General features: G+C 62.2%; 24 protein-coding genes. 10 read left to right on the top strand and 14 right to left on the bottom strand.

The window, feature by feature from the left end; genetic code table 11:
- Positions 1-9 precede the first annotated feature (9 nt).
- From NKI69_RS05060 to NKI69_RS05035, 6 genes are read right to left on the bottom strand one after another with little or no spacing between them, the layout of a single operon-like run.
- Positions 10-639, bottom strand: a complete 630-nt coding sequence (locus tag NKI69_RS05060) for a hypothetical protein (protein WP_352720312.1) — start codon at positions 637-639, stop codon at positions 10-12.
- On the bottom strand, positions 639-1,475 hold the full coding sequence (locus tag NKI69_RS05055) for a lanthanide ABC transporter permease protein PedC (RefSeq protein WP_050580490.1): 837 nt from the start codon (positions 1,473-1,475) through the stop codon (positions 639-641). Before NKI69_RS05055 ends, NKI69_RS05060 begins: the two co-directional genes overlap by 1 nt.
- A gap of 35 nt (positions 1,476-1,510) precedes the next feature.
- The gene (locus NKI69_RS05050; RefSeq protein ID WP_352552653.1) at positions 1,511-2,299 is read right to left on the bottom strand and encodes a lanthanide ABC transporter ATP-binding protein PedB/LutE; all 789 of its coding nucleotides are present in this window, start codon (positions 2,297-2,299) and stop codon (positions 1,511-1,513) included.
- Between the two features lie 55 nt (positions 2,300-2,354).
- A complete protein-coding gene (locus tag NKI69_RS05045) occupies positions 2,355-2,798 on the bottom strand; it encodes a hypothetical protein (RefSeq protein WP_023810411.1) in 444 nt (147 codons plus the stop codon).
- A 29-nt stretch (positions 2,799-2,827) separates the two neighbouring features.
- The gene (locus NKI69_RS05040) at positions 2,828-3,799 is read right to left on the bottom strand and encodes a YVTN family beta-propeller repeat protein (RefSeq protein WP_352720309.1); all 972 of its coding nucleotides are present in this window, start codon (positions 3,797-3,799) and stop codon (positions 2,828-2,830) included.
- A 21-nt stretch (positions 3,800-3,820) separates the two neighbouring features.
- Positions 3,821-5,050, bottom strand: coding sequence for a lanthanide ABC transporter ABC transporter substrate-binding protein PedA1 (locus NKI69_RS05035; protein ID WP_128303322.1), 1,230 nt, complete (start codon positions 5,048-5,050; stop codon positions 3,821-3,823).
- 250 nt (positions 5,051-5,300) lie between these two features.
- Between NKI69_RS05035 and NKI69_RS05030 the strand changes: the two genes are divergently transcribed.
- The 4 genes from NKI69_RS05030 to NKI69_RS05015 are packed head-to-tail and all read left to right on the top strand — an operon-like array spanning position 5,301 to position 9,667.
- Positions 5,301-7,130, top strand: coding sequence for a (5-formylfuran-3-yl)methyl phosphate synthase (locus NKI69_RS05030; protein ID WP_352720307.1), 1,830 nt, complete (start codon positions 5,301-5,303; stop codon positions 7,128-7,130).
- Positions 7,131-7,133: 3 nt separating this feature from the next.
- The gene (locus NKI69_RS05025) at positions 7,134-7,685 is read left to right on the top strand and encodes a flavoprotein (RefSeq protein ID WP_023810415.1); all 552 of its coding nucleotides are present in this window, start codon (positions 7,134-7,136) and stop codon (positions 7,683-7,685) included.
- Positions 7,678-9,072 (top strand): DUF6513 domain-containing protein, encoded by a 1,395-nt coding sequence (locus tag NKI69_RS05020; RefSeq protein WP_352440194.1) that lies wholly within the window; start codon positions 7,678-7,680, stop codon positions 9,070-9,072. The genes NKI69_RS05025 and NKI69_RS05020 overlap by 8 nt, the downstream gene beginning before the upstream one ends.
- Positions 9,073-9,076: 4 nt before the next feature.
- A complete protein-coding gene (locus tag NKI69_RS05015; protein WP_023810416.1) occupies positions 9,077-9,667 on the top strand; it encodes a DUF447 domain-containing protein in 591 nt (196 codons plus the stop codon).
- Between the two features lie 20 nt (positions 9,668-9,687).
- Here NKI69_RS05015 and NKI69_RS05010 read toward each other — a convergent pair whose 3' ends face one another.
- Positions 9,688-10,725 (bottom strand): hydantoinase/oxoprolinase family protein, encoded by a 1,038-nt coding sequence (locus NKI69_RS05010; RefSeq protein ID WP_023810417.1) that lies wholly within the window; start codon positions 10,723-10,725, stop codon positions 9,688-9,690.
- A 33-nt stretch (positions 10,726-10,758) separates the two neighbouring features.
- Between NKI69_RS05010 and NKI69_RS05005 the strand changes: the two genes are divergently transcribed.
- The gene (locus NKI69_RS05005; RefSeq protein WP_352720303.1) at positions 10,759-11,469 is read left to right on the top strand and encodes a HisA/HisF-related TIM barrel protein; all 711 of its coding nucleotides are present in this window, start codon (positions 10,759-10,761) and stop codon (positions 11,467-11,469) included.
- A gap of 137 nt (positions 11,470-11,606) precedes the next feature.
- Here the strand turns inward: NKI69_RS05005 and fae are convergent, their stop codons facing one another.
- The 7 genes from fae to NKI69_RS04970 form a co-directional block, all read right to left on the bottom strand.
- A complete protein-coding gene (gene fae / locus NKI69_RS05000) occupies positions 11,607-12,113 on the bottom strand; it encodes a formaldehyde-activating enzyme (protein ID WP_013532036.1) in 507 nt (168 codons plus the stop codon).
- Positions 12,114-12,262: 149 nt separating this feature from the next.
- Entirely contained in the window at positions 12,263-13,138 is an 876-nt protein-coding gene (locus NKI69_RS04995; RefSeq protein ID WP_352720301.1) for a triphosphoribosyl-dephospho-CoA synthase, read from the bottom strand.
- Entirely contained in the window at positions 13,135-14,082 is a 948-nt protein-coding gene (locus tag NKI69_RS04990; RefSeq protein ID WP_352720299.1) for an ATP-grasp domain-containing protein, read from the bottom strand. The genes NKI69_RS04995 and NKI69_RS04990 overlap by 4 nt, the downstream gene beginning before the upstream one ends.
- A gap of 135 nt (positions 14,083-14,217) precedes the next feature.
- Complete coding sequence (mch, locus tag NKI69_RS04985) at positions 14,218-15,174, bottom strand: methenyltetrahydromethanopterin cyclohydrolase (protein WP_128303331.1); 957 nt, start codon at positions 15,172-15,174, stop codon at positions 14,218-14,220.
- Positions 15,171-16,265: an ATP-grasp domain-containing protein gene (locus tag NKI69_RS04980; protein WP_128303332.1), complete on the bottom strand. Its 1,095-nt coding sequence runs from the start codon at positions 16,263-16,265 to the stop codon at positions 15,171-15,173. Before NKI69_RS04980 ends, mch begins: the two co-directional genes overlap by 4 nt.
- A 13-nt stretch (positions 16,266-16,278) precedes the next feature.
- A complete protein-coding gene (locus NKI69_RS04975) occupies positions 16,279-17,172 on the bottom strand; it encodes an NAD(P)-dependent methylenetetrahydromethanopterin dehydrogenase (RefSeq protein WP_023810423.1) in 894 nt (297 codons plus the stop codon).
- A gap of 29 nt (positions 17,173-17,201) precedes the next feature.
- Entirely contained in the window at positions 17,202-18,173 is a 972-nt protein-coding gene (locus NKI69_RS04970; RefSeq protein WP_128303333.1) for a beta-ribofuranosylaminobenzene 5'-phosphate synthase family protein, read from the bottom strand.
- A 155-nt stretch (positions 18,174-18,328) separates the two neighbouring features.
- Between NKI69_RS04970 and NKI69_RS04965 the strand changes: the two genes are divergently transcribed.
- The 5 genes from NKI69_RS04965 (at position 18,329) to NKI69_RS04945 (ending at position 23,242) form a co-directional block, all read left to right on the top strand.
- Positions 18,329-18,709 carry a 4a-hydroxytetrahydrobiopterin dehydratase gene (locus NKI69_RS04965; RefSeq protein ID WP_013532029.1) on the top strand — a complete coding sequence of 127 codons (381 nt, stop codon included), beginning with the start codon at positions 18,329-18,331 and terminating at the stop codon, positions 18,707-18,709.
- 117 nt (positions 18,710-18,826) lie between these two features.
- Positions 18,827-19,915: a tungsten formylmethanofuran dehydrogenase gene (locus NKI69_RS04960; protein WP_352720296.1), complete on the top strand. Its 1,089-nt coding sequence runs from the start codon at positions 18,827-18,829 to the stop codon at positions 19,913-19,915.
- Positions 19,909-21,540: a formylmethanofuran dehydrogenase subunit A gene (locus tag NKI69_RS04955; protein WP_352552633.1), complete on the top strand. Its 1,632-nt coding sequence runs from the start codon at positions 19,909-19,911 to the stop codon at positions 21,538-21,540. Before NKI69_RS04960 ends, NKI69_RS04955 begins: the two co-directional genes overlap by 7 nt.
- The gene (gene fhcD, locus NKI69_RS04950) at positions 21,528-22,436 is read left to right on the top strand and encodes a formylmethanofuran--tetrahydromethanopterin N-formyltransferase (protein WP_352720294.1); all 909 of its coding nucleotides are present in this window, start codon (positions 21,528-21,530) and stop codon (positions 22,434-22,436) included. The genes NKI69_RS04955 and fhcD overlap by 13 nt, the downstream gene beginning before the upstream one ends.
- Complete coding sequence (locus NKI69_RS04945) at positions 22,433-23,242, top strand: formylmethanofuran dehydrogenase subunit C (RefSeq protein ID WP_352720292.1); 810 nt, start codon at positions 22,433-22,435, stop codon at positions 23,240-23,242. Before fhcD ends, NKI69_RS04945 begins: the two co-directional genes overlap by 4 nt.
- Positions 23,243-23,316: the final 74 nt, after the last annotated feature.

Genomic DNA, 23,316 nt, shown 5'->3' with positions numbered 1-23,316 from the left:
CGCCAAGGTCTATTTCTTCACGACGAGCGTTTCCGAGACGGTCTTCGACAACTGGTAAAGCCGCTGCTCGATTATCGTGGGCACATCGCAGACATAAGTCAGCGACTGGACCCGTTCGGTGAAAATTCGCGTCGCGAAATTCAGCTGGTCGGTTCGCCGTTCGACTTCGTCCGGATCCGCATCGGCCTTGGCGCGCAGCGCGTCGACTTCGGATGCTTCCTTGCGCAACTGTGCCGCCATTTCGAGCTGTTTGTGCGCATAGCGGGAGATGCCGGAGATCACGTGCGAACGCTCGGCGTCCATATGGTCGAACATTCCCTGCACCAGCATCGTCATTTTTGGTGCGACCTGCTCGGCCGACAGGGAAGTCGCGAAATCCTTGATCTCTTTCTGGGCTTCGGCAACCGGCGTCCGCCGGGCCGCCACCGCCTCGACAAGCGCCGACACACGGGCATCCTTCGCCCAATCTTTCGCGGTCGCAGGAAGCTCCGGCCCATTCCAGATCTGGCCAAGCGAGAGCTGTGGCACCTTACGCTGTATGCAGGGCCAGTCGGGATCGGTGTTTGCCGCGCCGGCGCCCCCCATCGAGGCAAGCGTGGCGACTAGAACCAGAGTGTGAGCAAGCCTCATTCGAGCCATCAGGCGTTTCCTCCCATGTCCTGTTTGCGGATCACCAAACCGCGCGAAGGGTCGTATGCGATGATGGCGCCGCCCAGAAACAGCAGCGTGCAGCCGGCGACGACGCCCAACGACAGCCATTCGATCTGCCCGTAGAAGGCAAAGCGGATCAGTTCGACGGCATAGGTGAACGGGTTGCAGAGGCAGATCTTGTAGAGCAGCGGGCTCGCCTCCTGGATGCGCCACAAGGGATACAGCGCCGGAGACGCGAAATAGCCGGGAAAGATGACGAAGTTCATGATGCCGGCGAAGTTTTCGAGCTGCTTGATCAGCGAAGACAAGAGCATGCCGAGCGCGCAAAGCATCATGCCCGACAGGAACAGTGCCGGCAGCACGTAGAGGTAGCCGAGTGGCGGCGCCTTGACGCCCCACAACCAGGCAACGATCAGGAACGCGTAGACCTGCACGATCGATACGGCCACACCAGCGAGCATCTTCGACACCAGCAGGAACCAGCGCGGAAACGGGCTGACCAGCAGGATGCGCATGTTGCCCATCTCGCGGTCGTAGACCATCGACAGCGAAGACTGCATGCCGGAAAACAGCAGGATCATGCCGCAAAGGCCCGGTGTGATATAGACCTCGTAGAGCACATAGGTCTTGTAGGGCGGGATGATCGACACGCCGAGCACCTGGCGAAAGCCGGCGGCGAAGATGAACAGCCAGACGAGCGGCCGGACCAGCGAGGAAATGAAGCGTTCGCGCTGGTGCAGGAAGCGCAGGCACTCGCGCAGGACGACACCTTTCAGGCAAATGAGATAGTGGCGCAGGCCGAATGGCTCAGACCGCACCGGCATGATGCCGGCGAGCTTTCCGGGCATCGCTGGAGCGCTCATGGTGACGTCTCCACCATGCCCGCCGCATCGACGCGGCTGAGCTTCGAAAAGGTTTCACGAAGCGAATTTCCGCCGTTCGCACGGATCACATCCGACACCTTGCCGCTCGCGACCAGGTCACCTCGCCGCAGTATGACGACATGGTCGGCGTCTTCGACTTCGTCGATCAGATGCGTGGCCCAGAGCACGCCGATGCCCTCTGCCTGGACGAGCTTGCGGATGGTGGCGAGGATGCCCGCGCGGGACTCGATGTCGAGGCCGACGGTCGCCTCGTCAAGCAGGAGCAGGGAAGGTCGGTGAAGCAGCGCCCTGGCGATTTCGATGCGTCGCATCTGACCGCCGGAGAGGCTGCGTGCCTTGTCGTGCTGGCGGCCCTGCATGTCGACCGTTTCAAGCAGCGCGGCAATGCGCTGGCGAGCTTCGCGTCCGCCAATGCCATGCAGCGAGGCGTGGTAGGAGAGATTCTGGTAGACGCTGAGGTCGAGGTCGAGCGTGCGTGCCTGGAACACGATGCCGACCCGTCTGAGTGCTTCGCCGGACGCGCGGCGAATGTCATGGCCGAAGATGCGGATCGATCCGTGACGCGTGTCGTAGAGGTGGCTTATCAGTGAGAACAGCGTTGTCTTGCCGGCCCCGTTGAGGCCGAGCAGAACGGTGAAAGTCGCCGGCGCGATCGAGAAGGAGACGTCGTTGAGCGCCCGCTTCTGGCCATAGGAATGGCTGACGGCGCCGACATCGAGCGCCGCCACCTCTTCTCCCGGACCGTTTGTCCTCATATGCTGCATGCCGGGTCGCTCCTTCAGGACGCGTTGGCTATCTGGCGCCCTGGTCGCCTTTGTCTCACTTGATCGTAATCTTGCCCTTCAGTCCCTTGTCGGCAAGGTCGGGAACCGACCAGGTATATTCGCCCGGGCGAACGGTATGGAACTGCACCTGGATCGTTCCCGCATCGTCGAATTCCAGCCAGGCTGGTCCGCCGTCCATATGCACTTCCAAATCGTTGATGACGATCTGGTCCATCCAGACATTGCGGAAGAGGTCGGTCACGAACTTGTATTCGAAGCCGCCTTTGGAGGTGATCTTCCAGCGATACCCCTGGCCGGCGATCAGCTCGAAGTCCTTCTGATTGACGGCATAGGTGGAATCGGCCGAACCGATAATCAATTCCGGCAGGTTCTTGCTGGCACGCGACGGTTTTGGCGTTGCGTCGTCGGCGCTTGCTCCGATCGGAGCAAGGACAAATCCGGCGAGCGCGGCGAAGAAAAACCTGCGGCAAAGTTTCATGTCTTGAGCCTCCCGATGATCAATGTCTGCTATTTGGGCGAAATGACCACACCCCAGGGCTGCTGGCCCACGGTGAGCGATTGGACCGGCTCGTCGGTGGCCGTGTCGATGAAGGTGATATCGTTGGAATTGCCATTCGTGGTGATTAGCGTTTTCTGGTCGGGCGTGAAGGCCAGATGCCAGACGCGCTGGCCGACGAGGATGTATTTCTCCACCTCGTAGGTATCGGTATTGATCACCGCGACATGGTTCGCCGGGCCGAGCGCGACATAGGCTTTCTTGCCATCGGCACCGATGGCGATGCCTACCGGCTGGATGGTTTCGGCCCGCAGTCCCTGAATCGCGAACTGGATCTTCTTCACCACTTCGCGTTTGGCGTTGTCGATGACGCTGACGGTGCCGCCAACCTCGGCGCTGACCCAGACCTGCGTGCCGTCGGGCTTGAAGTCGGCGAAGCGCGGGCGCGTGTCGACCAGCACGTTGTCGGTCACCTCATGCGTGCCGGTGTCGATGAAATGCGCCATGCTGGTGGTTTCCGAGGTGTTGACCATGGTCTTGCCATCGGGGCTGACACCCATGCCTTCCGGTTCCACGCCGACCGGAATCTCGGCCAGGACTTGCTTGCTTTCGACGTCGATGGCGGTGACGAGATTATCGTCCTCATTGGCGACATAAAGCGTCTTGCCGTCCGGCGAGAGCACGAACAATTCGGGATCGGGGCCGGATGGCAGCGTACCGACGATTTCAAGCGTCGCGGTATCGATGATCTGGACCGTATCGTCATCGCTGGCGCATAGGTAGACGAATTTGCCGTCATGCGAGATGGTGATGCCGCGAGGTCTCTGGCCGACTTCAACTGTCTTCACCACCTGCATCGTCGCCGTGTCGACGACGGTCATCGTGTTGTCCTTCTCGTTGGAAACGTAGGCCGTATAGGCCGATGCCGGACTGGCCGTCAGGCCGGCCGCGAGAATGGCGAATGCGCAAGCTCGTTTCTGCACGCAAATTCCTCCCGATTGACTCTACTTGAGAGCGCATTTCGTTTCCGGCTGATCGACACCGAGCGTGTCGAGTTCGGAGACCTGGTGAAGATAGCCCTCTTGTGGCGATGTCGAGACGACGGACTTGGTGTCGCCAAGCAGGATCGGCTGGCGAAGCTGGAGGTTCCATTTGCGGAAGGTCAGCTTCTGCCCCTTGAAAGCAGCAACCGAAAAATCGTCAGAGCGCATGTAGTCGCTGATCTTTTTCGCATCGTCGCCCTTGGTGCGCGTGGTGGCCTCGCCGACGGCACGCACCGCCGTCCAGGCCGACATGTCCTTGGAGAGCATCCGCCGGCTCGTCGTCTTCAGGAAGCGGCTCTGCATCTGGATGCCGCCCCATTGTTCGCTGGCGGGATGCCACGACGATGCAACCAGACCGGCCGTGCCGGCGACCAGCCGCGGCGTCCAGGTGCGATAGGGCACGTAGGTCCCGAAAACCTCGCTTTCGTCGGCGACAAGCACCACGTCATGCTCCGGGAGATCTTGCGTGAACACGGAAATCTGCTGCTGTATCTGCGTGGCGCCGGTGTCGGTGCGCCTGGCTGTGCCGGTATCCTTGAATTCCTTCTCGGCGACGATCTGGCCGCCGAAGCGGGTTGCCGCGCGGCGCAACGCATCGGCGTAGAGATGATCCTGCTTATGCGATCCATAGAGCAGCACCCAATTCGGCCACTTCTTTACCATGAGATACTGCGCCAGCGCATCGGCCAGCATGCTGCGCGTCGGCGCGATATGGAAAACGTTGATGCGGCAGTCCTCCTCGCGAAGGCTGTCGTCGGTCGCGCCGACGTTGAAGATCAGCACGCCTTTTTCGCGGGCGATGTCGGCGATCGACAGCAATTGTTTGGCTGAAAGATCGGCGACCACATAGCGGTCGCCTTTGGCGATCATGTCCTCGAACGCCCGAACCGCGTCGCCTTCGGGTTTGATCTCGGTCACGTCGAGGCTGAATTTCTGGTTGGTGAACTTTCCCGTCGTATTGTTGTCGCCGATCGCCACCTCGGCGCCGGCGACACCTTCGTCACGTGGCGGCAGGTCGAGCATGGAAAGCGTCAATCGCGGTGCGTAGGCCCGCAAATAGCCTATTTTGATTTCAGTTGTCTTTTTTTCCGGCTTCGCCACCGTTTCCTGGCCTGTCGCGTCGGAAACGTTGACGGTCAGGGAAAAAAAGCACAAAAAGGCAGCGAGAGTGCCTGGCACCGCGCTCGTCATCGATAGTAATTACCCATTCTTGCGCAAAGGTTCGACTGTTGCCGGACCCGCGCCAAGTCAAGGTGCCCATGATCAACTTAGCCGACCCGCAAAATTTATCAAACCCTATCGGACGACTTTTCGCGCCTGCCAGAACGGTGCGGAAAGTCGCCAGCGTTGATTCGCGTGGCAACACCGACGAGACGTGGCGCAGGGGCATCGACCGCCTTTATAAAAACGTCTTGTCCTCCAAGCTGGAGAAACTGTTCAAATGACCAGAATGCTGGCAAGCGTCACCGGCATCGAAGAGGGGGAGATCGCTCTTTCTGGAGGTGTCGACATCGTCGACCTGAAGGACCCGAAGGCGGGAGCCCTGGGCGCGGTGTCCACGGAAACCATGCGCCGAACGATTTCGTTCATCGCTGGTCGGGCTCCGGTCAGCGCGGTCTGCGGCGACCTGCCGATGGAGCCCGAAGCGATCCGCATCAAGGCCGAAGAGATCGCGGCGACCGGCGTCGACTATGTGAAGATCGGATTTTTCCCTTCGGCAAATATCTCTGCCTGCGCACAGGCGCTCGAACCGCTCGCCGCACGAACGAAGCTGATTGCCGTGCTGTTTGCCGATCTGGCGCCGGACTTCGAACTTCTGCCGATATTCGCCAGGCATCGCTTCCATGGCGTGATGGTTGATACCGCGCAAAAGGGGAAGGGCCGGCTGCTCAATCATCTGCCGCCGGAGCGTATTCCGGGATTCGTCGATCGCACGAAATCGCTCGGTCTGATGGTCGGCCTGAGTGGATCGCTGGAAGCTCCGGATGTTCCGCGCCTCTTGCCTTTCGCTCCCGATTTTCTCGGCTTTCGGGGGGCGCTGTGTGGCCATTCCGGTCGCACGAGTTCGATCAGCGCCGAGGCGGTCTCGCAGATTCGAGAGTTGATCCCGGCGGAATCCGGGACCGGCGGTCAATCGAGTATCGACTATCGCCTGTTGGCGGCGAGAGGCTATTCGCCGGACACCGACCCGACACTGGGCACGGACAGGATTTTTGTGCGGGATTTTGTTCTGCCGGTCCAGATCGGTGCCTACAGCTTCGAGCATGGCCATACTCAAAAAGTGCGCTTTGATGTGACCGCCGACGTGCTGCAAATCACCGACCATCCCGAGGACATGCGCCATGTATTCTCTTATGACATCATCATGGACGGCATTCGCACCATCGTCGCGCGAGGCCATATCCAGCTCAGCGAGGCTTTGGCCGAGCAGGTGGCGGCGCACGTCCTGGAGAACCAGCGTGTCGTGCGCGTCACGGTAAGGGTGGAAAAGCTCGAGCTCGGCCCTGGCGGCGTCGGCGTCGAGATCGAACGCAAGCGCCAATCGGCGGGACGCGGTGCTGCCTCCGGCACTGCTGGCCGAAAAGACCGAAGCGTTGTTTTCCGACCGCGCCAGGAACGCCCCGAAATGCTCCGAAGGGCCATCGTCAAGCTTGGCGGCAGCACGGCCCATGCGGCGGAGATGAAGAGCTGGATCGCAGCGCTGGCGGGTTCCAGGCTGCCGATCGTCATCGTGCCCGGCGGCGGGCTCTTTGCCGATCATGTGCGCGAAACGCAGACCCGCATGGATTTTTCCGACACCGCCGCACATGCCATGGCGATCCTGGCCATGGAACAGTTCGGCCATGTCATCCTCGACCGGGACGAAAGGCTGACGCCGGCGCGGTCGCTGGATGAGATCGGGCGAGCCTTGGAGGCGGGGAAGGTTCCGGTGTGGCTGCCGTCCTCACTGGCACTGCCGGCGCTGGATGTTCCGGCCTCCTGGGACATTACCTCCGATTCTCTGGCCGCCTGGCTTGCCGGCAAGCTTGGCGCAGACGCGCTGTTGCTTATCAAACAGACCGGTGCATTCTTCGACGGCGATACCGCTGACAGCCTGAGGACCCGAGGCATTGTCGACCCAGGCTTTGCCGCCATGCTGCCTGACGGCGTCGATTTCCATCTCGCCGGTCCGAAGGATGCTGCCGAGGCCGGCGCGATGCTCGCGTTGGGCAAGCTGCCCGGCATCAGGATCGTGGCTTCAACAGGGTCGTCGGCAAAGAAGGCGGGATAGCCGATGGTGAAGCTGCATGTGCCGCGCTGGGCGTGGGTTTTGACGGGTTCCGGGCATTTTTTTACGGAGAGCTTCGCACTTGTTCGCCAACTCGAACACTGCGATGTCTTCGTGTCAAAGGCCGCCAACGAAGTGCTGCGCATGTACAAGCTTAAACTTGATTTCCCGGAGACGACGCGCGTGCTGCACGACAAGACCGCGAGCGCGATCCCGGTCGGCGAATTCTACCACGGTGTCTATCACACGGTCGTGGTGGCGCCGGCCACGTCCAACACGGTCGCCAAATGCGTGCATGGCATTTCCGACACGCTCGCCACCAATGTCTTTGCCCAAGCGGGAAAGTGCCGTGTGCCAGCCATCGTCTTTGCTTGCGACACCGCACCGGAACTCGAAACCCAGGCACCGCACGGGCTGGTCAAGGTCTATCCGCGCAGGATCGATCTGGAAAATACCGAGCAGTTGAAGAGTTTCGAGCGGACCCAGGTGGTCGAGTCGCTCGCTGATCTCGAAGCCTCGCTCACACGGCGACAGGCCGAACTCGCAAGCGATGGCTGAGCGGCTGGTTTTTCTTACCGGCCATCTGGCCAAGGCGCGGCTGGAACGGCTGCTGGCCGGACTGGGCAGAACCGAATTCGCGTGGGAAATCGTCGACGTCGGCGTCAAGGTCGCCGCGCTGATGAGCGAGGACATTGTGAAGCGTCGGCTCACTCTGACAGGAGACGCCGACCGCGTCATCCTACCCGGACGCTATCGGGGAAACATCGAGCACCTGTCGGAGCATTTCGGCGTGCCTTTTGTGCGCGGCCCCGACGAGATCGCCGACCTTCCGGCCTTCCTTGGCCGGGCGGGCAAACCGCCGGATCTGACGCGTCACGATATGCGCATCTTCGCCGAGATCGTCGATGCGCCGATGCTGTCGGTCGAGGCACTGATGGCGAGGGCCTCGATGCTAGCTGCGGCCGGCGCCGATGTCATCGATCTGGGCTGCCTGCCGGAGACGCCGTTTCCATTGCTGGCGGAGGCTGTGCGAGCGCTCAAGGCACGGGGATTTATGGTCAGCGTCGATTCGGCCAGCGTGGACGAACTGACGATCGGGGCACGCGCCGGCGCGGACTATCTTCTCAGCCTCGATGAGAACACGCTGCCGTTGATCTTCGATCATAGGGCTACGGCAGTGTTGATACCTTCCACGCCTGGCGATCTGGATTCGCTCGGCCGGGCCATCGAAGCCGCGCAAAAGGCCGGTATCGCCTTCATTGCCGATCCCGTGCTCGACCCGATCCATTTCGGCTTCGCCGTTTCACTCGGGCGCTTCATCGAGGCGCGGCGCCGCTGGCCGGACGTCGAATTGCTGATGGGCACCGGCAATCTCACCGAATTGACCGACGCGGACAGTTCTGGTGTTACGGCCGTTCTAGCGGGACTCTGCTCGGAACTCCGGATCCGAAACGTGCTGGCGGTGCATGTCAGCCCACACACGGTGCGGACGATCGAGGAGCACGATATCGCCCGCCGCGTCATGTTGGCTGCTTGCACGGACGGCGCCTTGCCGCGCGGCTATCACCCAGGCCTGTTGCAGGTCCACGATCGCAAGCCTTTCACAGCCTCAACCGACGATATCGAGGCATTGGCGGTCCAGGTGCGCGATGCCAACTTCCGGATCGCGGTAGCGGAGGACGGCATCCATGTTTTCAATAGCAAAGGGCATGCAGTTGCCACGGATGCGTTCGAACTTTTTGCCGGGCTGGACGTCAACGCCGATGGCGCACACGCTTTTTACCTCGGCGCGGAACTGATGAAGGCCGAGATCGCGTGGCGCCTCGGCAAGCGTTATGTGCAGGACGAGCCGCTCGCATGGGGCGTTGCCGCGCCGGCTCCCGAAACCGACCGTACCCGTCTTGCCGAGCCGGGCAAGACGCTCCGCGCAAGGAAAGAGCGCTAGGACCATGCCCTACATCCGCGAATCGATCATCACGACGGTCAACAAGGCAGGCAACGTCCACATCGCGCCGATCGGCATCATTGCCGAGAATGACGGCTGGGTGATTGCGCCGTTCCGGCCGTCGGTCACGCTCGACAATCTCGCCGAAGTGCCGTTCGCCATCGCCAATTATACCGACGACGTGCGTGTCTTTGCCGGCTGCCTGACAGGCCGCAAGCATTGGCCAATCGTTCCGGTTGACGGGTTTCCGGTGCCGAGGCTCGAGGCGGCGCTGGCGTATTCGGGGCTCCAAGTCCAGGCAGTCGATGACAATGGCGTGCGCCCCCGCCATTTCTGCCGCGTGGTGCGGGAGGAAGCGCTTGCGCCGTTCACCGGCCTCAACCGAGCCAAGGCGGCGGTGCTTGAGCTGGCCATCCTGGTCAGCCGGCTCGGCATGCTGCCGCGCGACAAGATCGAGGCGGAAATCGCCTACCTTTCGATCGCCATCGAAAAGACAGCAGGCGACGGTGAAAAGGAAGCCTGGGGCTGGCTGATGCAGCGTGTCAGCGATCACTTGACCGCCAAAAGTTCCGGTAGCGAGGACGCGCGAGCATAGGCGCGGGCGCCGCAACCTGCTTACGAAGGATATCCCGCCAAAAGCGCCACCGCGGACGCGGGTGCCGCGCTGCTCGCTTGCCCGCGAATGGTGTCATCAGCGGGGATGATGTCGGCGAAATCAATGTAACTGCGTTCCATGCGTTCTGCCAGTCGCCTGATCTGCCAGCGGCCGATTCCGGCGCCGACGATCGGGACATCCCGAGGCAGGGTTCCGGCAACCAGCGACGCTGCATCGTGCACTTTGCGCAGTTGCTGCTCGCTGAACCAGCGCGCGACTTCACCCCATTCCGGCGGGGTAAGGTCAGTGGCGTCGCGCCCGACCATGCGCGCCAGCCGCGCGATCGAGCCATCCACGGTCTTTTCCTTGCCGTCGGCGGGAGGGTGCCTGTCGTCGTCCTCGTCGAGCACGCCCAGGATGCGGTGAGCGTCGGCGATTGAGGCGAAATACTCGTTCATCAGCGGCGTTAGCCTGCCACGGACGGGAGCCGACGAGGCTACGCCGAACAGGAATGTTCTGGTAAAGCCGGTATAGACCAATTCGCCGGTTAGAAGCCGTCCGGCGTCGGTGTAGCCGTCATTGGCCACGGCGCCGTTCTTGATGGCGATGATATCGGTGGTGGTGGAGCCCATGTCGACGAACAGGGCATCGCCGGCAAGTTTTGCCACCAACAAGGCTGTCGCGTGCCAATTGGCGGAAGCCACATCGGCGCCTAGCTGCGCTGCCCGCTCGACCCCGACGAAACCGGATGGTCCGGCATAGACCAGCTTTTTGTCTGTGGGGAAATGGGTGGAAATCTGACCCAGCAGAGCCGCTACGCCGACATCGCGAGACGGAAAGATGTCCGACAGTTCGCCTGTCATGGTGAATGCGTTGAGATCCGCACCCGCGTAGATCGGAGCCGTTTCGTCGAGGGCTGAAGCCAGCTTGTGCAGCCCTTGCCAGAGCGGCGTTGCGATCGTTACCGCCTCGACGATGCGACCGTCTTGTGCGCGGGTCACCTTCAGATGTGCGCCGCCAATGTCGAAACCGGCAATGATGCCCTTTCTTTTTTCCACGCTTCAAGCTTTCATGACGGGGGCAATTGGTCGGTGAAAAAAGCGTTGCGTATCATTCCGGTTCTCGACCTGAAAGACGGCGTGGTGGTTCGCGCCCAGCAGGGAAAACGCGATCGCTACAGGCCGATCGTTACGCCGCTCAGCCGAAGCCCTGATGTCGTCGCGGTCGCTGAAGGACTGCGTGGGCTTTATCCTTTTTCGACCTTCTACATCGCGGATCTGGACGCTATCGAAGGCGGTGTGCCAAACAGCGACGCACTCGCCCGGCTGAGGACGATGGCGGAGCCGCCGGAACTTTGGGTCGATGCCGGTGTGGCCGACGAAAAGACACTTTTGGCGGCGCTTGCCGAACGCTCGCTGTCTCCTGTTCTGGGCACTGAATCGCAGCGGGACGACATGTTGCTGCGGCGTTTTCGCGATCATCCCGATCTCATCCTGTCCCTTGATTTCGTCGGCGATAGTTTTTGCGGACCGCGTTCTCTTCTCGATGAGCCCGAGCTTTGGCCGCAAAAGGTGATTGTCATGACGCTGGCCAAGGTCGGTGCGGCCGCCGGTCCCGACTTCGGGCGGTTGCAGGAGGTCAAGGCCAAGGCCGGAAATCGCGCCGTCATCGCGGCCGGCGGCGTCCGAGATGAGACCGACATCAGCGCCTTGTCCGCGATGGGTGTCGCCGCGGCGCTGGTCGCAACCTCATTGCACAACGCTACGCTCACCCCCGGCCGCCTCGCGTCACTCGGCGCCTGACAATCGTCGCTCGTCAACTCCCGAAGGGCGAGCGCCCTTCGGGAGTTGACGTTTCAAAAGCCCAGAACCTTTTTCAGCCGGCGCAACAGACCATCCGTCTCAGAAGAGGGTTTTTCCTGTGCGGGGCTGTCTCTTGTCTAGGCTGCGAACGGATGCTTGACCTTGTCGCGCTGGGCCGTTGCTTCGGCGGCGGTCGGGGTTCCTGCAACGGCGCGCTGGATAGCTTCCTTTGTCGCCTCGTAATTGTATTTCTGGATCTTGGCGTCGTCCGCCGCGTCCCAATGGATGAATACCCCAACGCAGATGAACACGTCGTCCGCTTCGTTGGCCGGAATGGTCCCGTCCGCAACGCTGTCCTGCACGGCCTTTGCCACGGCGTGCTGCGCCGGGCCGAACATCTGGACCGCCTGCTTGGCGCCCTTGATCGTGACCTTGTTGAACATCACGGTGTTGGGTTTGCATTGAAGATTGGGCGCGATCACCGCCAAAAGCGAAGTAAAGCCGTCCTTGTTGTTGGTAAGCGCGTTGCAGAATGCCGTTTCGACCGCGCTCCCCCGCGGGCCGATGAGCAGGTCGACATGCGCGACTTCGTTGCCGTCTCCCACCAGCGATTCACCGACCATAACCTTTGAGATTTTTGCCATGCCAATTTCCTCCAAGACACAATTATGGTGTCCACGGACGCTGCAACCGAGCAGGCGCTCGATGGACAGCTATCCTTGTTGGCAGCGTCCGGATTTGCCCGGACCGGTTGGCTAGATAGCCGCGGAAGCACAGCTTCCACTTTTGGAAGTCAAGCACCAACGCCGCGATTATGCAAGGTGAGGGCGAGGGTGTGGACTAAAAGAGTAGCCACGGTGAGGTCGGCCGAGGTGCCGGGGTTGATGTTGTCGGTCTTTAACCGGCGGTCGAACTCCATGAGCAGGCGAATGCGCGACGGTTCGTCGCCCTCCGCATGGAGCGCCGCCTGAACGGCAACGGCTTCCTGCCGCGCCTGATTTGCGACGTCAACGCCGTGCTTGCGCATCACATGGCTGTCGGGGAAGTCGGCGAAAAACGCCATGTAGACGAATACCGTCGGCCACATGCCGGTTTCTCCACGTGCCAACGCTCCATCCAGCGCCGCGAGCCCGACCCCGAACACGTCGCCGAAACAGCTGCCGTACTGGCGGGCGATCATGTCCCGGTCGGTGGCCTCCCGCATCGCGTCCAGCAAATGGATCTTCGGCTCCTGCCGCACATCGTTGGCGGCTTCTCCGAGGCCGCCTGGCGCGGCCGTGACGATCGCCTCGAACACCGCCTTGGTATCCTGCACGCTCAAAGCCCGAAGCAGCGAGTCGAGATTGTCCTGCAGTCTGTCACCGCTCATTTCGGCGGCGCATATCAGTGGCCCTGTCAGAAGGATGATTCCGAGATTGGTATTGGTTGCGACCGCCAGTCGGGTCGCGCGCACCGCCTCCAGCATGCGCTGTCCGACCGGCAGACGAGGATCGGTCAGCGGCCCGGAAGAAACCTCCGCACTCATCATGAATTGAGCGGCCGACATGCCGTGTCCGTCGGCGAACAGATGGACGTTGCCCGGTTTGAGGGCTTCGATCTCCATCCTGCAGGCATCCTTGTAGCTGGCCCGGAGGCGTTCACGCGATAGCGCCAACCTAGCGGCCCTCACGAATTCGCAGGCGCGGCGAAACGGTAGGGCCGCGGCGCGGCGGCCGCTTCGGCGCGGTCGGCCAGGAGTTTCAGCAAGGCATCGGCGATTGCTTCGGCGATGTTCACGGCGACCACCGATTGCAATCCCGACCAGGCGGGCATGCTGTTCACTTCGAGTATGAGCAGATTGCCGTCGTCAGCCCGCACGATGTCCACGCCGGCAAAATCCGCGCCGACCGCGGCTGACGCGGCGACAGCCAGCGAGGCCAGTTCCGCCTTGCCATGTTCGGAAACCTGTTCCGGCACGCCGCCCCTGTTGACGTTCGTGATCCAGTCGTCGCTGATGCGGCTCATCATCGCCACGGTCTCGCCGGCGCAGACAAAGACGCGAAAATCCCGGAAAGGCGGACCGGCACGCGACACATATTGCTGAAGGTAGTAGACGCTGTTCACCTCTTCTGCGGCCGGCAGGTCCGAGAGCGCGCGGATCAGCTTTATCCCGCGGCCTTGCGCGCCGAACAATGGTTTCAGCACCAGCGGTCCCCGCGGAAGCTCTTGCGCCGCGATCTCCTCGGCGACGGCAAGTCCTTCTACGGCAAAGGTGCGTGGCGTAGGCAGGCCGGCATTTTTCAGGAGGAATGTCGTCATCGACTTGTCGACGCAGCGCTCGATCGCCTGCGCGGAATTCCACACGGGAACCGACAGTCTGCTTAACGCGTGCAGCACGCCGAGGCGCCGGGTAATCGCTTCGAACGATCCGGCGGCGATCGAACGGACGAGCACGGCGTCGGGCAGCGTGCCGCCGAAGCCAGGGATCGAAAGCCCGCTCGGGCTGCTGGTGTCGAATGCGATCGCCGCCAGCGGCACGGCTGCAACGGCGGCGCCTCGCCGACCAAGCCCTGCCGCCAGGCCGTTGGAGCCGGTGTCCACTTTGTCGCTGACGATCAGGATGCGAGGGATCATGTGGCCTCTCGGGTACGGGAATGTCGGCGGCGCGAGCGATTCCACGCCCCAATGGCCGCGTCCGCGATGGGGCTGCACGAAATGCAGTCGTCGGGCAGGCGAATGACGGACGAATCCCTTTGCACCGCCATCCTCTTAGCCGAGACTCCGTTCGAGCATCTTCAGATCACGCCGACCGGCGCGAAACGTATCGCCGGTTTCGATCGCTGTCACGATCACTTCGGCCGGGCTGAACAGCAGCGGGTCGATGGCATAGAAATCGCCCTTGAACCGCGCAAAGATCTCGGCGAAGGGTTGGCCATAGTCCCGTGAGGCGCTGCTTGGGAGTTTTTCCGCGAGTTTGCCAGCTTCTTTCGCCGATCCTTTCACGAAGAGCTGGACGCTGCCGCCATAGATGATGGCATCGTTGGTTCGGCCCATGGCGGTCAGGAAATCCGGATGGGGGGCGGGGATCGGAGCCGTTCCGATGCCATCGACAACGTTCTCCAGCGGGAATTTGAGATCGTTGATCTTGTGCAGGGCAACCTCGAGCGCGCGCGCAACGATCTGCACGCCGCCGGCAAGGCTTTGTGTCGGCGCATAGAGGAAGGTGAGCTTTTCCGTCGCCAATCCAGTTGCCTTGCCCACTTTCTCAACGATCGCGCGGGGAGGCGGTTCGGCCGTCTCCAGGATAAGCACCGCGGACGATGCGATGTCGCGATAGGAAAGTGTTTCGAACAGCGGTTCGACCCGGGCGAGCGCCCGCGCCGGCCCAGATCCCATGGCGAAATAGTCCTGGCCAGATAGATTCCAGCCCGCATATTGGCTGCCCAGGCAGGCTAGCACCGGCTGCGAAGATCGCGCTTCGACGGTGAACGGCCATTGCTGTGACGCACGATCCATGAACACCGAAACGCTGCCGAGACCGCCCATCGCAGCCTCAGCCATGCGCAGCCCGGCTTCGACGCTGCCGACGGTCTTGGCGCCGGCATCGATCAGGCGCTCGCCCAATGGCCCCGTGGAGACGACGATACGCAGGCGTTCGGCGTCGTCGATCATGCCGTCAACGATGCGCTGTGCATTGTCGTTCAGGAATGCCGAACCGTCTTTCATGTCCGGTCTCCTTCCCATTGGAGTTGCAATTGACTGACTTGTCCCTTGATGAGCCGCTTGGTCGATTGGACGCTCGGACCGCGCGCGAAGACCGTGCAGACAGGGTCGCCGGCAATCAGACGGGTGCCAGCCGACTGCTGGTCCGCTGTCCATTCAGGCCAGGCGATCGACGGAAAGTGAGTGATTGGCGTCGCGGCGTAAGTCACCATCGACGCCATCGAATCGACGAAGCGCGGCAAGCGGAAGACCTGACCCGTCGCGGCGCGCAGATGCGCTTCGATCAATGGCGCTTCGACATCGTCGAAAATGTCGAGGGTGGCGCCTGGCCTCGGATTGATCTCGATGAACTTGTAGCCATCCGGCCCGCGGATGAGATCGGCGCTGCACAATCCAACCAGGCCGGCGCGCCGCGTCAGACTTGAGAGCCAACCGCCGATGAGCGCCGCCTGTCTGCGATCGAAGCGTCTCAACCGCACGGCGCCGCCGTAGCGATAGGGCGCTGTCGGGGAGGGGGACGTCCATTGTTGGCTGAAGCCCACGACGTGCGCGGTTTGCCCGTTGCCGACGAACAGGGCCGAGATGCTGCGACCGGCAACGAAGCGCTGGAAGTAGCGGCCGGCGGTCGGGCTTTCTCCGGTTGCTCGTCTGACGTGCCCGCCACCGGCGCCGCCCGCGGTCTTGGCCACCCAGTTCTCCGGATCAGGCGGCTGGTCCCATCGCAATTGCGGATGCGGGATGCCAAGTTCGGCGCAATCATCAGCCAGCAACTGCGGATCCTTGATCCTGCGGATCGCGCCGCCGCCATTGCCTGCGAGCGGAAAGTGTCGCGCGATCTTGTCCACGGTCTCAGGCATCCGCTCAAACCCAGAGCCCAGGATAATGGCGACCGGGAGGTCGTCGCCAGCCAATCGCCGAAGCGTGTCGATGATGCGCTCGCCATCGACGCCCCCCTGCAGGTCGCCTGGCAATATCGTCGCGCGTTCTGCGAGCGCGACGGTGTCCGTATCGCAAAAGAAATCGGCGACCAGCGGACGATAGCCGGCGCGACGCGCGGCGGCGGCCAGCGCCCGGCCTGAAATTGCCGCGATCAAAAGAGATCCGGCGTTACTTGGCAATCTCGCGTGCAAGGGAAAACGCTTCCTGAAAATCGAGCGTGATCGTCTTTTCGGATTCGATCATTCTTTTGAAGAGACCGAATTCGACCTTATATTTGACATTGCCGATGGCAAGCGGACCAATGCCGACAGCTTTTGCCGTTTCGAGTGGATCACCATTGGCATTGACGGCCAATCCTTCGATGCCGGCCGGGGGAACAGCATTGACGTCGGCCGCAATAAGCAGGTCATTGCCTTTCAATTGGGCTTTGGAGACCACTTGGACGCCGGCTTTAGCGCAAGCCAGGATAATTTCGTTTGCCTCGACCAGCTTTGTCTTGCGGGCGTCGCTCGATCCGTCAGCGGCATCGACGATGATGTTGAATCTGCTTTCGATCTCGGCCGCGATCTGCTTGACCCTTTCGATGCCGTCATGGCCGACAAGTGTGACCCGTGCACCTTCCTCTGCCGCGATGACGGCGGTGCAGAAGCCGACGACGCCGGTGGCGCCGAAAACAGCCACCCTCGTATCCCTGAGCCCACGCTGGAATTTCTTCTCCAGCGCCTTTTCGACCTTGGCCACCATCGCCGCGGCCGTGGTGAACGAGCCGGCCGGATCGGCAAATACCGAAACCTGGAAAGGCGGCACCATCGCCTTCTTCGCGGCGTCGAACATGTCGAGCGCCAACGAGGCATCCTTCCCGGCGATGAAGATGCCGGTGTCGACACCCGCATCCGGCGGGCGCGAAAAGATCGCGTCCTGGACCAGGCCTGTCACTTCGGCGAGGCTTACATCGACATAGGGGACGACGGCGTCGAAACCTGCGTCGAGCGCCATATTCACGTCGAAGGGGCTCATCTGCTTCAACGGTGTCAGCATGTGCAGGATGTGTTTGCGGGCCATTTCTTGCCTTTCTGCCTGAAACGGGAGCGTCAGCTGCCGACGAGATTCAGCCTGGTTGAGCTGATCTTCGCGCCGGAGTTCCTGCCCTTGACGATCTTGATCTCAAGGCCGTCTCCAACTTTCGTCTTCCGAACCGCGTCGACGAACTTGAGTGCGGCGTCATGCGATGGCGCGAAGGCAAAGCCTGTCGGCCCCCAGGAACTCTGGCCGATGCCGACGGCGCCTGCTTCATTGAGCCGGTGGGCCGCCATCTCGACCCCCTTCGAGGTGAACACGCCGCCCTGCGCCGGGGCGAAATGGCTGCCGATCAGCATCTGTATCGCGGTGACGGCGGCGCCGAATGCCGGAAGGTCCCGCTCGACCAGAGCCGGCATAATGCCCATCAGCACCCTCCGGCAGATCTCCCCGCTGCCTGCCGTTGGGAATGGCGGCAGCGAACGAAACGCCGCGACCTCGGCAGCGCCATGCAGTCCATGCCCGGAATGGTCGAGGATGAGGATGACGCGCCACTCTTCCGGAAACGGCAGCCGCGCGACGACCGGAGGCGTTCCGCCGCGGTCGTTCTTGCCGGCGTCGACTATGACGCCGCCGTCTTCGAAACTTGCGATGCCGATGCCGGATCGGCCGCCCCGCTCGAGCAGGCTGGCGTCGCCGACGATATCCAGAGGCAAATTATGGAGAGTGCGCAATGCCGAGGCGACGGCAAGGGCGATCTGCGTGCCGGACCCCAGACCCGCATGACTGGGGATCGACTGCTCGACCACCAGATGGTGCTGGCCGCGAATGCCGAGATGCTTGCAGAGCGTCGACAGATGCTCGCTGGCGCGGGTGCTCTCGGAGTCTTCGACGATGGTCTCGCCGGACCGCGACAGGGTGACGACGGTTTCGGGTTCGCTCAATGGAAGCCCGACGCTGCCGAACCGCCGTCCGGCATCGCCATTGAGATCAAGGAAGCCAAGGTGCAGGCGAGCGGGCACTCGTATGGTAACAGAATTCGACATCTGCCCCCCGATGGGTGCATCATGGATGCATCATGGAAGTTTAGGTGCCCGGTACCATGATAACTGTTTTCGTCGATGGGGCAAGCCAAAGAGAATGCATCACGTGTTTGCCGGCTCCGGCGCATAGACAGACCGAGCAATTCGCGGAGGTCGAGATGAACGAGACAGTCAAGGAAAAGGTCTATTCGGAAGCCGAGATCGCCGATCGGCTTGAGAAGGAGCTGCCGAAATGGCGTTACGAAAACGGCTGGATCCGGCGCAAATACAAGACCCACAGCTGGAAATCGACGCTCATGGTCATCAACACGGTTGGCCATCTCGCCGAGGCGGCGTGGCACCATCCCGATATCACCGCCTCCTATGCCTGGGTCGAGGTGCGCCTGACGAACCACGCGGCGAAAGGCATTACCGACAAGGATTTCGAGTTGGCGAAAAAGATCGAGGATGTTGTTCAGTGGCAGCCGGCCAAGGAAGGCGGGGCGCTGGAAGGCACTCCGCTGACCGATCAACGCTTCGCTTACGTCAAATATGACTAAGCAGGGTCGGAATTTGTTGACGCGTATGAAAACATTCGCTGATCCGCTGCAAGGTGGGGTTCACGGCCAATCCAGTTTCGTCTAGGATCGGGCCGGCACCAGAAAGTAGTTTAGCGAATGGCGGTTGCTTGGATCGGCAACCGGGAAGCGCTGATTGAGCACGCGGCTGCGCATGCCGCGTCGCTATTGTCGTCAAGTCGGTGCCCGGTTTTCAGCTTTGATACGGATATAGACGGCACCAGGGCGGCGATCGCGCTGGCCGAGCGGGCTGGCGCGGCATACGACCATGCCGATGGCGCGGCACTTGCCCGAGAGACCGCGCTTTTTACGGACAAGGGGGCAATGACCGTCGCCCCCGGAGAGACGCGCCGGCGTGCCGATGTCGTGGTGATCGTGGGCGAGCTCCCGCGGATCCATCATGGTCTTGTTGGCGAACTCGACGGGACGGTTCCCGACCTCTCGACCGGGAACCAGCGCGCGTTCTTCGTGGTAGGTCCAAACGGGATGTCTGTGCCGCCGCTGAACGGCGGGCGCAAGGCAACGCAACTTTCCTGTGGCCAAGCCAGCCTCGCCGCCACGCTAGCGGCACTGCGGGCACAGTACAAAGGGCAGCGTACATCGCAACCGGTGTCGAATTTCAATGATTTCGCCAAAGCTCTGGCGGCCGCGCATTTCCCCGTGTTCCTGTTTTCAGGCCACGCCGCCGAAGGCTTGGCATTGGAGATGCTGCAAGGACTGATCGCCGATCTCAATCGCAAATCGCGCGCATCCGGCCTTCATCTGCCGGCGAACGAAAACGGCTGGGGAAGCACGCTCGCCTCGGCCTGGATGACAGGTTTTCCACTGCGCACCGGCTTTGCGCGCGGCTTCCCGGAATTCGATCCCTGGCGCTGCGATGTGGCGCGCATGATCGCTGCCGGCGAAGCCGACCTGCACCTGCGGATCTCCGCCACAACGGCTCAACCGAAGGAAAAAAAGCGCCGCATCGCGCTGATTGCGTTGACGAAAACGCAAGAGCCGGTTGCCGGCGCCGCGGTCACCATCGCCATCGGCGAGGCTGGGGTCGATCACGATGCGGTTGTCTACTCCAGCCGCACGGGCTCGCTCAGGTCGATCGATGCGCAAGCTGCCTCGCAATTGCCCTCCGCCGCGACGATCATCCGCCTGATCGCTACCCATGCTTTCGCCGAGGCACTGCCATGCTGACGAAAATCGCCGGCGGCGACATCATCGATCCCGTCAACGGCCGTCTCGGCAAAGGCGACCTCTGGATCAAGGACGACAAGATCGTTCCGGCGCCGGCGGGAGGGGCGGCCGACCGGATCATCGAAGCCAGCGGCTGCATCGTGATGGCTGGCGCCATCGACATCCACTCCCACATTGGCGGCGGCAATGTGAACACCGCGCGGCTGCTCTTGCCCGAACAGCACGCCGCCCATCAGCCGCGGCCAGCAATGACGCCGCTCTCCAATGCCGGCTGGTCGACGTTCCAGACCGGCTGCCTCTACGCAAAGATGGGCTTTACGACGGTGGTCGAGCCGGCGATGTCGCCGGGAGCGGCGCTTCACACGCATCTCGAACTGGCTGACATCCCGATCATCGACAAAGCAACCCTCGCCATTCTCGGCAATGACGATTTCCTGTTGTCGATGATCCGCGACGACGCCCCCCGAACGATGATCGAGGACTATGTCGCCTGGACGGTCGCTTCGACGCGAGCGCTTGGGGTCAAGGTGATCAACGCCGGTGCGGCGGCCGCCTTCAAGGAGAACGTCCGCACCTTCTCGCTGGACGATGTCGTGCCTTCCTATGGCGTCAGTTCGCGCAAGATCGTCAAGACGCTGCAGGCCGCCGTCGACAGTCTTGGCCTGCCGCATCCCCTGCATGTCCATTGCAACAATCTGGGCAGCCCCGGATCGGCGGATACGGCGGCTGCGACGATTGCAGCGGCGGATGGGCTGCCGCTGCATCTCGCCCACCTCCAGTTCTATGGCTATGGCACGGAAGGAAAACGCGGGTTTTCTTCCGCCGCCGCACGGCTTGCCGAACTGGTCAACGCGACGCCGGAAGTCACCATCGATATCGGCCAGGTCATGTTCGGCCAGACGGTCACGGTCTCCTCCGACGTCATGCGGCAGTTTTCGGCGCGTGGCAGCGCGCACCCCAAAAAGACCGTCATTCATGACGGTGACGGCAATGGCGGCGGCATCGTGCCCTACAGCTATGGCAAGGACTTCTACGGCACGATGCAGTGGGCGATCGGGCTCGAGCTTTTTCTCCTGATCGACGATCCCTGGCGTGTGTTCTTCACCACTGATCATCCCAACGGTGCACCTTTTACCGCTTATCCGGCGCTGTTCGAACTGCTGATGAGCCGGGAAGCGCGCGCCGAAATGACCGCTGGACTTTCACGATCCGCCCTGGCGCTCTCTACCCTGGCCGCAATCGACCGCGAATACACGTTCGAGGAAATCGCCATCATGACGCGCGCGGCGCCGGCCAAGCTGCTCGGCTTGACGGATCGAGGCCATCTCGGCGCCGGTGCAATAGCCGACATCGCTGTCTATCGCAGGGACCGCGATATCGCGAAAATGCTCGGACAGGCGGCGTATGTTTTCAAGGATGGCGATCTCGTCGTGCAAGACGGGGAAATCATCCATTACCGCTGGGGCAAGGCATTGAGGCTCAAGCCACCTGTCGACAAGGCAATGGTGCGACGGCTCGAGGACTATCACCAGCAGCGCTACGGCCTGTCGCTGGACTGGTTCAATTTTCCGGATTCCGCGATTGCGCGCGAACAGCCATTCGGCGAGGTGCCATGCCGAACATGAGCGTCAATGGGGTGACGATCGACGATACCTTCGCCGAAGCCTTCGGCATGCGCGCAACCGCCATCGTCATCACCGCGCCGAGCCGGAAATGGGCTCGCCAGGCGGCGATCACGATGACCGGCTTCGCCACCTCGGTGATCGGTTGCGGCTGCGAAGCGGCAATCGATCTCGACCTGCCGCCATCGGCCACACCGGATGGCCGGCCGGGCTGCCGCGTCATGATTTTCGCGATGGGAACGGACGAATTGCAGAAACAACTGCTCAATCGTGTCGGCCAGTGCGTTTTGACCTCGCCGGGTTCCGCCTGCTTTGCCGGGCTGCAGGGCAGCGCCGAGCTCAAGCTCGGTTCGGCGCTGCGTTATTTCGGCGACGGCTGGCAAATCTCCAAGAAGATCGGCGACAGGCATTTCTGGCGTATTCCCGTCATGGATGGCGAGTTCCTGTGCGAAGCAACGACCGGACTGACGAAGGAAGCTGTCGGTGGCGGCAATTTCTTTGTCATGGCGCAAAGCAGCGCCAACGCTTTGGCCGCTGCCGAGGCCGCGGTCGGTACGATCGGCATGGTGCCTGGCGCCATCGTGCCGTTTCCGGGCGGCATTGCCCGTTCGGGTTCCAAGATAGGTGGCAAATACAAAGGGATGATCGCCTCGGCCAACGAAGCCTATGCGCCGACGCTGCGCGGCGTCGTCGCGAGTGAACTCGGTCCCGACATCAACGCCGTCCTGGAAATCGTCATCGATGGTGAAACCAATGATGCAGTTGCCGCCGCGATGAAGGCCGGCATCAAGGCTGTCATAGAGCTCGGACCGAAAAGAGGCGCGGTTCGGATCAGCGCCGGCAATTACGGCGGCAAGCTCGGAAAATTCATCTACTCGCTGAAGGATATGCTGCCATGAAGGCGCTGACCTTCACCCTGGTTGCCGAGCCGCCGGAGCGCCTTGACCTGTCGCCGCTGACGCCGGAGCGGCTGGCCGGGATCGAAAGGCGCGACGTCGAAAGAATCCAGATCGGCATGTCGAAACACGGATCGAAGGTGGGCGACATTTTTCGCGTCGCCGGCAGCGATCCGACAAACATCGTGTTCGAAGGCGGAAGCGCGCGCCTTGACCTTGTGGCGCAAGGCATGCGGGGTGGGTCGGTTCGCATCGTTGGCAATGCCGGCGCCCAGGCCGGGCGCGCTATGCGCGGCGGCAAGCTGACGATCGAAGGCAATGCGGGTCCATACGCCGGCTCCGGCATGCGCGGCGGCAGGCTTGAGATAACAGGCAATGCCGGCGACCACCTCGGTGCGCCGCTCGTGGGCGAACTGGCCGGCATGAACGGCGGTGTGTTGATTGTCAGGGGCAAGGCGGGCGCCTTCGCGGCGGACCGCATGCGGCGCGGCCTGATCGCGGTGCTGAAAGGCTCCGGCGACCTTGCCGGCAGCCGCATGATCGCCGGCACGCTGGTGGTGGCCGGTGGCACCGGCGAGATGCCCGGCTATTTGATGCGTCGCGGTTCGATCCTTCTCGATCGCGCGCCGGCACGCATGTCACCGAGCTTCGTCGAATGCGGCGCGCCCGAGAGCGTTTTCGCCGCCATCATCGATCGTCATCTGATCGCCGAGGGCATTTTGAAACGGCCGCTTCTGGGGAGCGCACCGCGCAAATATGGCGGGGATAACGCAGTGCTCGGCATGGGCGAGGTTCTTTTTCCGCGCTGAGATCCGTCGACACAAGAACCATAGGATGGCAGGACGCAAGTGCTGCCGCTGGTTGGCAGTAGGGGGCGACCGTC

The organism is Mesorhizobium sp. M0491, from assembly GCF_040321265.1.
GTDB lineage: Bacteria > Pseudomonadota > Alphaproteobacteria > Rhizobiales > Rhizobiaceae > Mesorhizobium.
Note: the sequence above shows the minus strand (reverse complement) of the source record. Positions and strands in the feature narration are given on the sequence as shown.